This is a genomic window from Dyadobacter chenwenxiniae, from assembly GCF_022869785.1.
GTDB lineage: Bacteria > Bacteroidota > Bacteroidia > Cytophagales > Spirosomataceae > Dyadobacter > Dyadobacter chenwenxiniae.
The window spans coordinates 3368258-3383164 of the sequence record NZ_CP094997.1 but is presented as its reverse complement, the minus strand read 5'-3'; the positions used below and the strand labels follow the sequence as shown (position 1 = coordinate 3383164).

Below are 14907 nucleotides of genomic sequence, written 5' to 3'. Positions count from 1 at the left end.
TCCCGGCCTTAAAACATTTCCTATATGAGAAAATTTTACGTTTCCGTCGCCTTCATTTTGTTTGTCGGCCTTGTTTCGGCGCAAACTGTAAAACCTTGTATGCCCTGCGCGGATTTAAAAAACCTGAAACTTCCGGATGTTACAATTCTGGTCGCCGAGTCCAATGCCGGGGATACGATTAAAAATCCGAACGAGCCATGGCGCGGAACTATCGTCATCAGGAAGCCTTTCTGTCGCGTACTGGGCAGGATAAGCCGGGAAATCAATTTTGAGATACTGTTACCGGATGAAAGTAATACGCGTTTTCTGATGTCGGGAGGAGGCGGTTTTGTGGGAAGCATTCAAAATGATTTTAAGTCAAAAGTAGACGAAGGATTTGCAACGGCGGGCACTGACACAGGTCACGAAGGAGGCGACGATGCTAAATGGGCGTACAACAACATGGAACGACAGCTCAACTTCGGGCGGCTTGCCATCCATCGTACCGCCGTGGTTTCAAAAGCCATTATGCAAAATTATTATTGTGCAGCACCTTCCAAATCGTATTTTGTAGGTTGCTCGCGTGGGGGCGGACAGGCGATGGTGGAGGCCCAATATTATCCCGAAGATTTTGACGGGATCGTGGCCGGGGCACCCGCATTTGCATGGCCGGCAATCGCTGCCAAGTTTTTGCGCCACAGCCAACTCAATTATCCCAACTCAAAAGAGCTGAGTCCGGTTATCACAACCGACAATCTCAAACTTTTACAGAAGGAAGTTCTGAAACAATGCGACCAACTTGATGGGGCAGGTGACGGGATCATCAACAACCCGGGTAAATGCAAGTTCGATTTTTCTAAATTACCGGTTTGTGCGAACGAAAAACCGGGAAACGCATGTCTTACAAAAGCCCAGCTCGCTGCTATCAAGTCTATTTACAGTCCTTTGGTCGCCAATGGCAAACAGATTTATCCAGGTTTTCCATTTGGCGGAGAAGCCGAAGGCGGTTCCTGGGACCCCTGGATTACCGCGCCAGTTTCCGCCCAGCAAAAAGAGCCCAGCCTGCATTATATGTTTTCTACCAACATTTTCAAGTATTTTATCTTCAACGATTCAACCTTTGATTATACAAAGTACAACTACAAAAATTTCGCAGCGGAAACGGCATATGCCTCATCCTATCTGGATGCCACCCGTACTGATTACAGCGAGTTCAAAAAACGAAATGGCAAAATCATCTTTTTCCACGGATGGAATGACGCCGCACTCTCGGCAAACGCAACCATTGAGCATTACAATGGCATTTTAAAAACCGACCAAGACGCACAATCTTTTGCAAGACTGTTCCTTCTCCCGGGCGTTTTGCACTGCGGCGGCGGCCCAGGCTGCGACAAAGTAGATTGGGTCAGCCTCATCATCGACTGGGTAGAAAAGTCAAAAGTGCCGGATCAGATCGTTGCTTCCAAAGAGGCTGGGGGAAAGGTTGCTACCAAGGCTATTTTTGCTTATCCGAAGGAGTAGGAGGTGTTGCCGTAAAGTTTGGCAACTATATGCTGCTTTTCCCAAAAAATTCGATTTCCCCCGACTAGGTTGTGCTATCTCTTCTGCCATAAGCGCAGCATTGACACACGTCTAAAAATAAAAGCGCAAAAGATTGCATATCAATCCGTGCGCTGTTTTGATGTTAGGCAATCCCCTGTAACCCCAATGCTTCTTCTAGCCCAAACCATTTTTCCCGAATAAAATTTCTTGTTTTAAAAATTATTCAAAATTTTTCTAAAATACGTCTAGGGGTTTTTCCTTCTCAGTTGCCTTTAGAGCATCTTAGCATTTTCTATTTCTATGTACAAACGTTTTACCGATGAACAACTAGTGGAATCGCTCCGGAAAGGGAATGAGAAATCCTTTGAGGAGATTTATCTTCGATACTGGTATCGCTTGTATACCATTGCTTACCAGGAAACCGGGACCAAAGAAGAAGCCGAAGAGCTCGTCCAGGATGTATTTGAAAACCTTTGGTACAAAAGAGAGGAATCGCTGATCAAACATTTGCGTGCTTACCTGATCGTTTCAATGAAGCACCGGGTCATGAATTACATCAAATCTGCGATCACACAGAGAAAATACCAGGAGTACCTGATCTTTCACGAGATCCAGCAATCCTACGGCACTGACGAAATCGTCAACTTTTCGGATTTATCGAGGGCTGTGGAGGAAGTCATGAAAAAGTTGCCCGAAAAAACCTCTCAGGTGTTCCGTTTGAGCCGCTTCGAAAACCAGTCGGTGAAGGACATTGCCGAAAAACTCAGCCTGACCGAAAAAGGGGTCGAGTACCACATTACCCAATCGCTGAAAGTCCTGAAAGACCATTTGAAATATTACAATTCAGATAACTAAGAATCGAGAAACACATAATGAATCAACACGATTTCGATATATTATTACAAAAATATCTCTCCGGGGAATGCGACCCGGAAGAAGAAAAACAGATTTTGGAATGGTCTGAAACGGCTTTTGCAAACGGAACGATGACGATCAGCCGATCCGAGCAAATCGTTGTAGAACGCAGGATGTGGAAACGTATATCCAGCTCCGTACTTGGCAAGAGCCCCATGTTGAAGAGAATAGGCTGGCGGTGGCTGGCGGTGGCGGCGACGATTATCCTGGTGTCAGGCCTGGCGATATTCGTGCCGGACTCGATCAGTAAACTAAATCAAAATATCATTTCCAAAATATCTTCGTCTGACGCCGATTTAGCATTGGAAGATTATGCAGAGGTTTACAATACCACCGGGAAACCTAAAACATTATCCCTGGAAGACGGCACGATCGTCACATTGACCCCGGAGAGCAGCCTGAAATACTCCAGACATTTCGACAATAAAAAGCGCCAGGTCGAATTGGAAGGAGAAGCATTTTTCGAGGTTAAGAAGGATTCCAGCCGCCCGTTTTTCGTGTATACCGGTGAGCTGGTAACGCAGGTATTAGGGACAACATTTAACGTGAAATCTTACAAAGACTCCAAAATCATCGAAGTGAAGGTAGTTAGCGGCAGGGTATCAGTTTACGAAAACAAACAAAAGGCGCCCCAAAACCGCAATGGCGTGATTTTGAGGCCAAATCAGAAAATCACTTTTGACAAAGAATCCAAAAAACTGGTGCCGGAACTTGTAGAAGCACCTGTATTGCAGGATTTACAGGAGAAAAAACTGGAATTCGTTTTTGAAGAATCGACCTTACAGGAGGTTTTGTCAGTCATTCAAAAGGCCTTTGGCGTGGAGATCGTCGTCGAAAAATCAACATTGAACGATTGCATTTTCACCGGCGACCTCACCGGTCTCCCGCTGCACACACAGCTCCGGTTCATTTGCAAATCGGTAAATGCCAGTTATGAGTTGCGGGGAACTACTTTTTTTATCAAAGGCGACGGCTGTAAAAAATAGCCGCACAAACACCAAAATACCTGCCTATGTAGAAACCGGTATTCAAAAGAAAAAGCCAACAATGTTGCGAGCATTATTGGCTTAGTAGTGGTCCTCTCAGAACGCCAATTCTGTCGAGAACACCAGTGTTCATGAGTCTGTAACAATTCAAAAACATTTAAAATTATGCAAAAAAATGTATCTGTCAAACGGTATCTAATTAATGTCATGCGAATAACTGTTACACAGTTACTGCTTTGTGCCCTGTTCTGTAACCTTTCTTTTGCGGTGGATACACGCGCACAGGAGGCCCTTCGGAAGGAGATTTCCATTCAAATGGAATCCGCGGAGGTAAGGCAGGTATTAAGCCACATTGAAAAGCAGGCCAATGTGAAATTTATTTATAGTACCAACAGCATTCAGGCACGTCAGAAAGTGTCGCTGAATGTTTCCAAAAGACAATTATCCAGGGTTTTGGACGAATTGCTGACACCAATCCAGATCTCATTTGAGGTAGTAGATTCCAGGATTCTACTCCATAAAAAGCCGCTTGAAGCGCTCGTAATGCCGAAAATTGCGGAAGTTGATAAAACCATCACCGGTGTTGTTTCCGACGAAAAAGGGGAAGCATTACCGGGTGTGAGCGTAATCATAAAAGGTACCCAGCGGGGCAGCGTCACAGGAACAGACGGCAAATATGAACTTGCCGTGGAGGACGATGCTGCCGTGTTGATATTCAGTTTTGTAGGCTACGAAAGTCAGGAACTCACCGTCGGCAGCCGGACCACCATGGATATTGCATTGAAAGCCAGCATTAAAGCATTGAGCGAAGTGGTGGTGGTTGGTTACGGAACACAAAAGAAAACTTCGGTTACTGCCGCCGTCTCAACATTAAAAGGCGAACAGCTCGCTGCCACGCCGCTGACCAACCTGAGTAACGGGTTAGGCGGCCGGGTTTCCGGTGTGATCGCCAAGCAAGCCTCCGGCGAGCCGGGGCGGGATGGTTCCAGCATTTACATTCGAGGTGTTTCCTCGACGGGCAACAATCAGCCCTTATTGGTAGTAGATGGTATTCCAAGAAATTTTCAACAGCTTGACCCTAATACCATTGAGACTTTTACCGTGCTGAAAGATGCCGCGGCTGTGGCGCCTTACGGTGTTGCGGGTGCAAATGGGGTGGTGCTGGTAACCACCAAACGTGGGAAAACCGGAACGCCATCATTGACCTATAATGCTTACGTGGGATTTCAGAATCCAACAGTAATGCCGGATTATCTCAATGGCTACGATTTTGCTACTTTGAAAAACGCGGCCGCCAGAAACGCCGGTTTGCCTGTGCCCTATACGGACGAAGCTCTGCAAAAATTTAAAGATGGTTCCGACAATGATTCGTACCCTAGCGAGAATTATGTAAAGGAGCTGGTGAACCGCAATGCGGTTATTACAACACATAACATTGAGCTTTCGGGCGGTGCCGAGCGGATCAAATACTACGCAAGTCTCGGTTACCAGTATCAGGCCGGAATGTGGCCGTCGACGAGCAACAAACGCTATAACCTGGCGATGAACCTGGATGCACAGGCTACCAAAACCACCAAGATATCATTCAGCCTGAACGGTCGGCTGCAAAAGTCACAATATCCATCCATCGGGACATCGCGGATCTTTGAATTGATCGGTTATGCCACACCGCAAAACGGCCCGCTGTTTTTTAGCAATGGTATGAACGGCACATATGTAACCGGAAGCATTTACAACAGTGGTTATCAGAAGACAAATACGACTGCTTTATATACCCAATTGTCTGTTGAACAGGCAATTCCTTTTATTCCGGGACTGGTTGCGAAAGGAACGATCGCATATGATCCTACGATGATCATGGACAAGATCTGGACTGTGCCGGTTCATCTCGCTACGATCAATCCTGTGACGAAAGTGATTACCGACGGTATTTTTGGTGCGGCCAAAGCATCTTTGAACCAAAATTATCGGCAATATCAGCAACTTACTTACCAGGCCAGTCTGAACTACGCCAGGTCATTTGGTAAAAGCAGCATTGGCGCGCTCACTGTTTTTGAGGCCAAAGCAAATGATACGATCGCACTGGGAGCGTCGCGCCGGAACTACAACCTGGGCATTGATGAGCTGAACATGGGCAGTTCGAGCAATGCAGATATGACCACCAATGGAACCGCGAGCCTCGGTCGCCAGATGGGCCTGGTATATCGGGTTACGTACGACTATGCCGATAAATATTTGTTTGAAGCCAGCGGTCGCTACGATGGCAGCTACTACTTTTCCCCGGATAACCGCTTTGGTTTTTTTCCTGCATTCTCAGTCGGATGGCGTTTGTCGGAGGAGAATTTTATAAAACAAAACCTTCGCTGGATCGATAACCTGAAACTGCGCGGATCATATGGAGAAGTAGGTGCGCTCGCAGGCAGCGCCTTCCAGTATATGAGCACATACGGTGTGGCAGGGCCAGCTTACGTGATCGGCGGGAACGCGGTGCAGGCGATCCGGGAGCGGAATGAACCAAACCCAAACATTACCTGGGAACGCGCCAAAAAGACTGATATCGGCATTGAAGCCACACTCTGGAAAGGTTTACTGAATATAGAAGCCGACTACTTCCACGAAAAACGCTCCAATATGCTGGTCAATCCGGACGTGATCGTTCCTTCCGAATATGGTATCGGCCTAAGCCAGGTGAATGCGGGTATCATGCAAAACCAGGGCATTGACCTGTCCCTGGGATCCTCGCACCGGTTCTCATCGGACCTTCGTGTATCGTTGAACGGTAATGTCACTTATGCCAAAAACAAGCTGCTTCAGGTCTTTGAAGCAGGTGCTACTTATAACAATCCCAATCGTCGTTTAACCGGTAAGCCGCTCGGAACGCAGTTTGGATTTCAGTCATCGGGATTCTTCCAGTTAGCCGATTTTGACGACGCCGGCAAGTTGAAACCCGGCATTGCAGTTCAGCCGTGGGGCCCTGTACTGCCCGGTGACATTCGGTACCAGGATATGAACAATGACGGGAAAATCAACGATGACGACCGGACCAGGATCGGTGACGCAGTTGCAACGCCACGGATCATTTACGGTATTTCTCCTAATGTTCAGTACAAAGGTTTTACGCTGGATATCTTATTTCAGGGCGCGGCTAAAACGAACTTTTATTATGCGGGCAGCGCAGCCTGGGCTTTCAACAACGGAATGGGCGCCGTACGGGAAAACCTGGATTACTGGACGCCGGAAAATCCGAACGCCAAAAACCCGCGCATTACCAATGCGCCAACGGCCAATAACACGCAGACTTCTTCATTCTGGGTCGGCGACGCCAGCTATTTACGTTTGAGAAGCGCCACGTTGTCTTATTCGCTGCCATCGGTCATTACTCAAAAAGTGAAGATCCAGAATGCACGCATCTATGTGTCTGGCCAGAACCTACTTACATGGACCAAGCTTCGGAATTTCGATCCGGAAATTACCCAGGCGAATGCGTGGAGCTATCCCCAGCAAAAAGTAATGTCGGTTGGTCTAAATATTACTTTCTAATTTCTTGAAAACGATACGAAAATGAAACTCCATAGGTTTATGAATTTGAATGGTAAAGTAGCTTTGCTGTTCATGCTGTTTGGGATATTTTCCTGCCAAAGCTTCCTGGATGTAGCTCCGAAAGATCAGATTTCAGATACAACCGTCTGGACAGACACCGGCACCGCAGACCTCTTTTTGAACAATGTATATTCAGGAATCCCCGGCCCGTTCAACTTCTTCGATCCATGGGAAAATTACACGGATAATGCAATGAACGGCGTGAACGGGCTCGATAGCAGGGTTTTATATTCTCCATCAGTGTATACGCCGAGCAATGCGCCCAACTGGTGGGGCCAGTACGCCAACATCCGCAGAGCTAATCTGTTTATTGAAAAAGTAACCGCATCCACGCTTCCGGATACCTGGAAAAAGCCCAAAATTGCGGAAGCAAGATATTTACGGGCCTATTACTACCAGCTTTTGTGGACAGCCCACGGCGGCGTTCCGATCATCACCAATGCATTGAACCAGAACAAGGAAGGCGACGCCATATTCAGGGCACGCAATACGGATGAAGAAACCTACAAATTCATTGTGGACGAGTGCGCTGCTATCGTGGAGGACCTGCCGCTGAAAGCAGAAGCAGGCCGGGTTTCCAAAGCCTCAGCGCTGACGCTTAAAGGATTCTGCGAGCTTTTCTGGGCCAGCCCGTTGAAAAATACCACCAATGACAAAGCCCGCTGGGCGGTGGCGGCGGCTACCAATAAGCAGGTAATCGACCTGGGTTCTCACAGTTTGTTTTCCAATTACGAAACGCAGTTTTACGAGGATAACAACAACAATATAGAAGTGATTTTTGCCAAACAATACCTTGGCGGCACGGCATTGGGCAGCGGAAAGGAAGGTTTGTGGGGCCCCTGGATGGTAGGCGGTGTGCAGAAAGCCTATGGTGGCGTGGATCCTACGCAGGAACTGGTGGATGAATATGCAATGGCCAATGGTCTGCCGATTTCAGATCCGGCTTCCGGCTATGATCCTCAAAACCCTTACCTAAACCGGGAAAAACGGTTTTATCAGTCCATTGTCTACGACGGATCAACCTGGACGGGCGCTGAAATGGTGATGAAGCAAGGCGTAGGCAGCCGGAATGCGACCGATCTGAGCAACACCAACGAGGCCACCAACACGGGTTACTACCTCCGAAAAACACTCAACCCGAAATACGCGATCAATGGTAACAACCAGTTGAACAGCGGCAGCTTCATTATCTATCGTTATGCCGAGGTATTGCTGAGCTATGCCGAAGCCCAAAACGAAGCGGCCGGCCCGGATGCATCGGTGTATACGGCCATTAACCAGATACGGACACGCTCGGAATTGCCTGCGCTCAAAGCCGGGCTTACCCAGGCCCAAATGCGGGTGGTGATTCAGCGGGAACGTCGGGTGGAACTGGCTTTTGAGGAAAGACGCTGGTTTGACCTTATGCGCCTGAAACTGGCCGAAAAAAACCTGAACGGAACGCTGCACGCCATGAAAATTGAAGTGGTGGGTGGAAAAACTGTTTATACCGTAATTCCCGCACCAGAAGGAGGCAAAAAGTTCTTTCCGGAAAAAAACTATCTGTTGCCTATTCCGCAGGCAGCGATCAATCAGAATTCAAAGTTGGTGCAAAATCCTAATTACTAGCATTATCCTATCTCTTTTCCTTTTCTGAATTGCTCACCCAGCCGCAACGGTATTTTCAGGGACAACTTGCTTATTAAGTTGGAGTTAGTCCTTGAAAATACCACAGCGCCCATGAATGCAAACCAACCTATTTATCAATATAATGAGTGGTAACCACATTATTAAGCCTGTAACCGGATTGCTTTTTTGCATCTGTCTGCTTGCCGCAAGCAGCCGGCCTAAACCCCACGAAGTCCCGCCGGAAAAAGCATTGGCGACCTTTCAGCTTCCCGAAGGCTTTCAAATAGAAATGGTTGCCAGCGAGCCGCTTGTTGCCGACCCGGTTGCCATGGAAATTGACGAGGCAGGCCGTATGTATGTTGTGGAAATGCACGGCTATCCGCTCGACAAAAGTGGGTCTGGGAAAATCAAGTTGCTGACGGATACCGACGGCGATGGAAAAATGGACAAAAGCATTGCGTTCGCAGAAGGATTAATGTTGCCAACCGGTGTAATGCGCTGGAAAAAGGGTATCATCGTCACAGATGCGCCCAATGTCCTGTATCTCGAGGATTCCGATGGTGATGGAAAGGCCGATTTGCGCGACACGTTGGTCACCGGCTTTGCATTATCCAACCCGCAGCATAACCTCAATAATCCGACACTGGGCCTGGACAACTGGATCTACCTGGGTCACGAGCCTGCGGTTTCCACCCAAACATTTAAAAGCGAATTCGGCGACAGAGGCGGTGATGTATATTATCCTGATAAAAAAGAAACCCCACGCTTACCCGACAATGCACGCGGAAGAAGTGTACGAATGCGGCCGGACCGCGCAGGATTGGAGATACTTTCGGCCAATACGCAGTTTGGACATACATTTGATAACTGGGGCCGGTATCTTCTGGTGAGCAATGCCAACCACATTATCCATCAGGTAATGTCTGCCGAATACCTCAAACGAAATCCAAACCTGCTCGTTTCCAATGCAGCGCAGTCGATTTCTGATCACGGCAATGCGGCAGAAGTTTTCCCGATTACGCAAAATCCTTTGAACCAGTTGCTGACCGACCTCGGCGTTTTCACCTCCGCCTGCGGCTCAAAGACTTATCAGGGCGGGATTTTTCCGGCTCCTTTTGATAGCGTCATGTTCGTGGCCGAACCCGTAAGCAACATTGTGCACGCGGATGTGATACACGACAAAGGCGCAACTTTTACCGCCAGTCGGGTTTACCAGAACAAAGAATTCCTTGCTTCCACCGACGCCTGGTTCCGCCCGGTCAATATGTACATTGGCCCGGACGGTGCGTTGTATGTAGTTGATTATTACCGGCAGATCATCGAACATCCGGAGTGGATGGCCGACGACGTGATCAAATCCGGGGAGTTGTATAATGGAATAGACAAAGGCCGCATTTACCGCATTACGCCAAAAGGCACCAAGCCGCTGACCTGGGTTAACGATTTAAAAACAACCCAATGGACCAACGATTTCCTGGTAGGCAAGCTGGCCGATCCCAATATATGGTGGCGGCGCAATGCACAACGTTTATTGATTGACGGTGATGATAAAACGGTGGTAGCGTCATTGGAACAAATGGTAGCCAATGAAAAAAATCCGCTCGGCCGGTTGCATGCGCTTTATACTTTGGAGGGAATGAACGCGCTGAAACCAGAACTTCTGGTCACTGCCTTGAAAGACAATGCTTCTGGTGTGAGGGAAAATGCGATCAGGCTTTCTGAACCATTTTTGAAAGATAATGCCGTTCAAAATGCGTTAATTAGCTTGCAAAATGACCCGAATGCCAAAGTGCGTTTTCAGCTTCTTTGCACGCTCGGCTTCCTGGATTCGCCCGAGGCTGGTAAGGCAAGGGAAAATCTTTTATTCAAGAATATAGAAGATCCCTGGATGCAGATCGCGGCTTTATCGGCTACACCTTCTTCCAAAAATAGCTTGCTTGGCGCAGTACTAAACCGCTACCAGGCGGATAATGCCGCGTACAGCTCGCTGGTGGAAAGACTGAGTACGATGACCGGAAATGGCGGCAGCGCTGTTGAGATTAAAAATGCGATAATGAGGGTGTTGGCTCCGGAAGACAAGAAAAACAGTGGCTGGCAGGCGGCGGTTTTACAGGGATTGGCACTTGGATTGAAAAATAATAAAACAGCCGCAATTGCTTTGAAAAGTGAACAGAATGTACTGGTAAGCGCGGCCATAAACAACCCGTCTGCGGCTGTGCGCCAGGGAAGTATCCAGTTACTCAATATCACAGGGTTGATTCAAAATGCGAGCACCAAACTGGCTGTTGAAAAATCTGTCAGAACTGCATTGGATAAAAAGGCGAGCGTCGAAAACCGTACCGCTGCGATCAACTTCTTGTCTCTGGATAATCCCAAATTATACATCAGACCGCTCAAAAAGCTGATTGCGCCTACCGAGCCGCTGCCCGTGCAACTGGCTGCTTTGAAAACCCTCAGTGCGGTTCCAGATAATACCGTCAGCCATTTTGTGGTGGAACAATGGCCTTCGCTGACGCGGGATGTCCGGAATGCGGCGATCAATACTTTTATGGTGAATGAATCGCGGATCTCGCTGCTTTTAGACGCTCTGGAAAAGAAGATCATTGATCCTTCTGCCATTGGCTGGCCGAGAAGTGTGGGACTGATGGCGCAGGGAAATGCGGCTTTAAAAGCGCGGTCGCGAATGTTGTTGACCAAAAAAGACGATGGTCGGATGGAAGTCGTAAAAGCTTATGCGCCAGCATTATCCATGACAGGAAGTATAGATAACGGCCGCGCCGTTTTCCAGAAAAACTGCTCCGCCTGTCACCAGATCGGCGGCAAATCGGGCACACCTTATGGGCCAGACCTAGGGACAATCCGAAACCGTCGGCCTGAGTCCATTATGGGCGATATCCTGAATCCCAACCTTTCCATTGCCGATGGATTTGATATCTGGTCGATCGAAATAAAGGAAGGCGAGCCGGTGCAGGGATTGATCGCAACGGAATCGCCGACTGCTTTGACCATCAGGAATTACGGCGGACAGGAAACGGTTATCGCACGCGCCAACATCAAATCGTTGAAAGCACTGGGTATGTCGGTCATGCCGGCGGGCCTGGAAAACCAGATCAGCCGGCAGGAAATGGCGGACTTGCTTTTGTATCTCAAACAGGGAAAACAGGACACACCCGCCCACTAATTTTTTCTTAATCAATCAAAAAGAAACCATGATGTCAAATCATCACATATTTCATGCCCATATTTTCAGAAATTGGCTTTTAGCGCTGTTTGCAACGCTGCTTTACTTCACGCTGCATCCGGTTGGCGCAGCCGGTTTTCGCGCCTCCGTAGTGAAAGTTGATATTACTCCCACTAATTCGCAGTATCTGCTGGGTTACGGCCCGCGCAAATCCGAAAGTGTTTATGATAGAATATACCACCGGATTGTGATGATGGACGATGGTGTGACGCAGTTTGTACTTATCTCGTCGGACCTGGCCCTGGTAGCACCTTCTGAATATGACAAAGTAGCAGCACGCATTCAAAAAGAGCTGAAAATCGACCCGGTAAACATTTGGTGGACTTTTACCCATACCCACTCAGCACCGGAAGTTGGCCCTCCGGGACTGCCGTCCGTATTTCTGGGTGACCGCTATCAGCATGAGTTCGACAAAGTATATACCGCTCTGGTGGAGCAAAAACTGATTGATGGTATCGCGGAGGCACGAAAAAAACTGGTTCCTGCCAAGCTCGGAACCGGTTGGGGGTTTGCGTCGGCCAATATCAACCGCCGCGCAAGATTAGCCGATGGAAGGATCACACTCGGCATGAATCCCGACGGCCCGGTAGACAGGCGCATTGGATTAATCCGCATTGAAAAAGAAGACGGCAGCCTGCTGACATTGATTGCCAACTATGCCATGCACGGCACTGTTTTCGCTGCCATTACAGAGATCAGCGCGGATGGGCCGGGTGTTGTCGCCGAATATGTAGAAGAAAAGCTGGGCGCGCCGATGCTATATATCAATGGGGCGGCTGGAAATATTGCGCCGCTTTACAGCCAACTGGACGCACCAAACGGAAAAAGGGTCATTCCGCAGTTCAAGGTAATGCTGGGCGATAAGATCATTAAGGCCAATAAGGAAATTCTGTCGATGTCGTCGGATATAAAACTTCGCAGCAGTGCTTTGATCGTGGAAACACCCAGAAAAGTCGGAATGGGCTGGACAGACGATATGCTTAATTATACGAGGACTACGAAAGAAGGCGTAAACCTGGTGAAGCTGCCTGTACGTTTTCTGAAGATCAATGAGGACGTAGCGATCTGGAGTGCGCCGCTCGAACTTTTTTGCGAGATATCCAATGAAATCCGTGATCGTTCGCCCTTTCCTTATACCATGTACTTTGGCTACGGAAATGGCTGGCTGGGTTATTTGCTGACCGAAAAGGATTATGCGCAAGGCGGCTACGAAACAACTGTAACCCCTTACTCCCCAAAAGCCGGCCAGGACCTGACCGATGCCGTGATGAATTACCTGCAGGGAGAAATGAAAAAACCTTGAACTATTAACAAAACTATGAAAATGTATCTGTCTAAGTACCCAATTTGCCTGTTTCTGATCTCGGTTTTGTTGGTTACTCCCCAATGGGCTTCCGCGCAAAAAGAGCCTTTCAAATGGCCGGAGGGAAAGAAGATTGCGCTCAGCTTGTCATTTGATGATGCCCGCGCAAGCCAGGCTACAACCGGAATTCCGTTTTTGAACCAATATGATGTAAAAGGGACGTTTTACCTGGTGCCCTCCGCCGCTGAAAAGCAGCTTGCCGGCTGGAAGAAAGCAGTTGCGAGTGGGCAGGAAATCGGAAATCATTCGGTCAATCACCCTTGTTCGGGAAACTTTGCCTGGGCCAGGGCGAATGCATTGGAAAGTTATACTTTGGAAAAAATGAGAACGGAGCTCATTGATGCCAACAAACGCATTGAGCAGTTGCTCGGCGTGAAACCGGAAGTTTTCGCGTACCCCTGCGGCGGTACTTTTGTGGGAAGAGGCGTGAACACAAAGAGCTATATTCCGGTTGTGGCGGAGCTTTTCCTCACTGGTCGGGGCTGGCTCGATGAAGGGCCGAATGATCCTGAATTTGGAGATTTTGCCCAGCTTACCGGCATGGAAATGGACGGAAAGGATTTTGAACAGATACTTCCCCTGATCGAACAGACACGGGCGAATGGGCAATGGCTTGTGCTCGCCGGTCACGAAATGGGCGAAAGCGGCGGACAAACGACCCGATTATCGATGCTGAAAAAACTCATCGAATACGCCAAAGATCCTGCCAACGGAATCTGGATTGCTCCTGTGGGTACGGTGGCTAGGTATATTAAAAATAACAGAAAGCAGCCGGAGTAACCCTTTAAGTATACGTTTCTGGTTTTGATCGACCGGTGCCAGCCTAAAAATGCACATGTAAGAGCAGTATTGTAAAATCCTCTCGACCGGGCAATAAAGAACCAGCCACCCGTTAATTGCCTTACATACTAGCGGAATTTGGCACCTTAATGTTTCACGAAAATGGATTTGATTCTTATAAAACCCTTGGTAGAAAGTCGTTCACAGTAACATTCTCGGACGCTTTTGATATAATCGCGCAATGGTGTCCTTGACAAATTTGTATTCCGGTTGCTGCAACAGAATTTTGGAAACACTGTCGTTAAAGGCCCTAACCGGGCCTTCACCATCCGAAGCAACGTTCAATTCAGCAACGCGGATGTTGTTTTTAAATACCACGATGGTGCTAAATACGGAAGGGGTAATCGCCGCTTTCTCTATATATTTCAAACCTTCGATTTGATCGATCCGGTAACGGTAAAAGTTGTTGGCGATCCTATCCATATCCCTACGGCTCAATTTCATCGTGTCCTTATAGACCACAGAAGAGTAAAAATTACCTTTCAAAGCATCAGAGCGGGACTCGTAGACTACGTCCTTTAAACTGGAATAACAAACAAGGTGGTACTGATCCCCTTCGAAATCTCCATAAGTCTTCCTGCTTTCGTACTGCACTTTTTTGGACCCGGTTGATCCGTTGCAGGAAACAAATACCATCAGAGCCAGAATTGAAATTTTGTTCATAGTCTATTGAGCAATGGACGCAAGAGTCCTCTTACAGCTTTTTTTTTGCAAAATATCAAGTTTCAATATGGGGATTTTACTTTTTACTTGTCTGTAAAGGGATATGTTGCCAAAACTCTTCAAAATACTTCTACGTAATGTCGACTTTTTTAACGAAAAAAAGTGCCATT

The 14907-nt window shown here is 47.9% G+C and carries 9 protein-coding genes; 8 read left to right on the top strand and 1 reads right to left on the bottom strand.

The genetic code is table 11. The features are described 5' to 3' along the window. The first annotated feature begins 24 nt into the window (after nucleotides 1-24). The 8 genes from MUK70_RS14440 to MUK70_RS14405 all read left to right on the top strand — a co-directional run bounded on the left by MUK70_RS14440 (nucleotide 25) and on the right by MUK70_RS14405 (nucleotide 14014). Nucleotides 25-1500: a tannase/feruloyl esterase family alpha/beta hydrolase gene (locus MUK70_RS14440; protein WP_234653186.1), complete on the top strand. Its 1476-nt coding sequence runs from the start codon at nucleotides 25-27 to the stop codon at nucleotides 1498-1500. Between the two features lie 321 nt (nucleotides 1501-1821). Then, nucleotides 1822-2376: an RNA polymerase sigma factor gene (locus tag MUK70_RS14435; protein ID WP_234608149.1), complete on the top strand. Its 555-nt coding sequence runs from the start codon at nucleotides 1822-1824 to the stop codon at nucleotides 2374-2376. 17 nt (nucleotides 2377-2393) lie between these two features. Continuing rightward, nucleotides 2394-3422, top strand: a complete 1029-nt coding sequence (locus MUK70_RS14430) for a FecR family protein (protein WP_234608150.1) — start codon at nucleotides 2394-2396, stop codon at nucleotides 3420-3422. 207 nt (nucleotides 3423-3629) lie between these two features. Further along, complete coding sequence (locus tag MUK70_RS14425) at nucleotides 3630-6962, top strand: TonB-dependent receptor (protein WP_234653184.1); 3333 nt, start codon at nucleotides 3630-3632, stop codon at nucleotides 6960-6962. Nucleotides 6963-6983: 21 nt separating this feature from the next. Next, on the top strand, nucleotides 6984-8630 hold the full coding sequence (locus MUK70_RS14420) for a RagB/SusD family nutrient uptake outer membrane protein (RefSeq protein ID WP_234653182.1): 1647 nt from the start codon (nucleotides 6984-6986) through the stop codon (nucleotides 8628-8630). 115 nt (nucleotides 8631-8745) lie between these two features. Then, complete coding sequence (locus MUK70_RS14415; RefSeq protein WP_234653180.1) at nucleotides 8746-11811, top strand: PVC-type heme-binding CxxCH protein; 3066 nt, start codon at nucleotides 8746-8748, stop codon at nucleotides 11809-11811. Between the two features lie 28 nt (nucleotides 11812-11839). After that, complete coding sequence (locus MUK70_RS14410) at nucleotides 11840-13174, top strand: neutral/alkaline non-lysosomal ceramidase N-terminal domain-containing protein (protein ID WP_234653178.1); 1335 nt, start codon at nucleotides 11840-11842, stop codon at nucleotides 13172-13174. A gap of 21 nt (nucleotides 13175-13195) precedes the next feature. After that, the gene (locus tag MUK70_RS14405; RefSeq protein ID WP_234653177.1) at nucleotides 13196-14014 is read left to right on the top strand and encodes a polysaccharide deacetylase family protein; all 819 of its coding nucleotides are present in this window, start codon (nucleotides 13196-13198) and stop codon (nucleotides 14012-14014) included. Between the two features lie 201 nt (nucleotides 14015-14215). On the opposite strand, the gene MUK70_RS14400 is transcribed toward MUK70_RS14405, so the two are convergent. Then, on the bottom strand, nucleotides 14216-14737 hold the full coding sequence (locus tag MUK70_RS14400) for a hypothetical protein (RefSeq protein ID WP_234653175.1): 522 nt from the start codon (nucleotides 14735-14737) through the stop codon (nucleotides 14216-14218). Between the last annotated feature and the right edge of the window lie 170 nt (nucleotides 14738-14907).

What these genes read in the sequence shown, in the direction of transcription:
- MUK70_RS14440 (WP_234653186.1), top strand. Translation starts at nt 25, where the DNA reads ATGAGAAAATTTTACGTTTCCGTCGCCTTCATTTTGTTTGTCGGCCTT.
- MUK70_RS14435 (WP_234608149.1), top strand. Translation starts at nt 1,822, where the DNA reads ATGTACAAACGTTTTACCGATGAACAACTAGTGGAATCGCTCCGGAAA.
- MUK70_RS14430 (WP_234608150.1), top strand. Translation starts at nt 2,394, where the DNA reads ATGAATCAACACGATTTCGATATATTATTACAAAAATATCTCTCCGGG.
- MUK70_RS14425 (WP_234653184.1), top strand. Translation starts at nt 3,630, where the DNA reads ATGCGAATAACTGTTACACAGTTACTGCTTTGTGCCCTGTTCTGTAAC.
- MUK70_RS14420 (WP_234653182.1), top strand. Translation starts at nt 6,984, where the DNA reads ATGAAACTCCATAGGTTTATGAATTTGAATGGTAAAGTAGCTTTGCTG.
- MUK70_RS14415 (WP_234653180.1), top strand. Translation starts at nt 8,746, where the DNA reads ATGCAAACCAACCTATTTATCAATATAATGAGTGGTAACCACATTATT.
- MUK70_RS14410 (WP_234653178.1), top strand. Translation starts at nt 11,840, where the DNA reads ATGATGTCAAATCATCACATATTTCATGCCCATATTTTCAGAAATTGG.
- MUK70_RS14405 (WP_234653177.1), top strand. Translation starts at nt 13,196, where the DNA reads ATGTATCTGTCTAAGTACCCAATTTGCCTGTTTCTGATCTCGGTTTTG.
- MUK70_RS14400 (WP_234653175.1), bottom strand. Translation starts at nt 14,737, where the DNA reads ATGAACAAAATTTCAATTCTGGCTCTGATGGTATTTGTTTCCTGCAAC.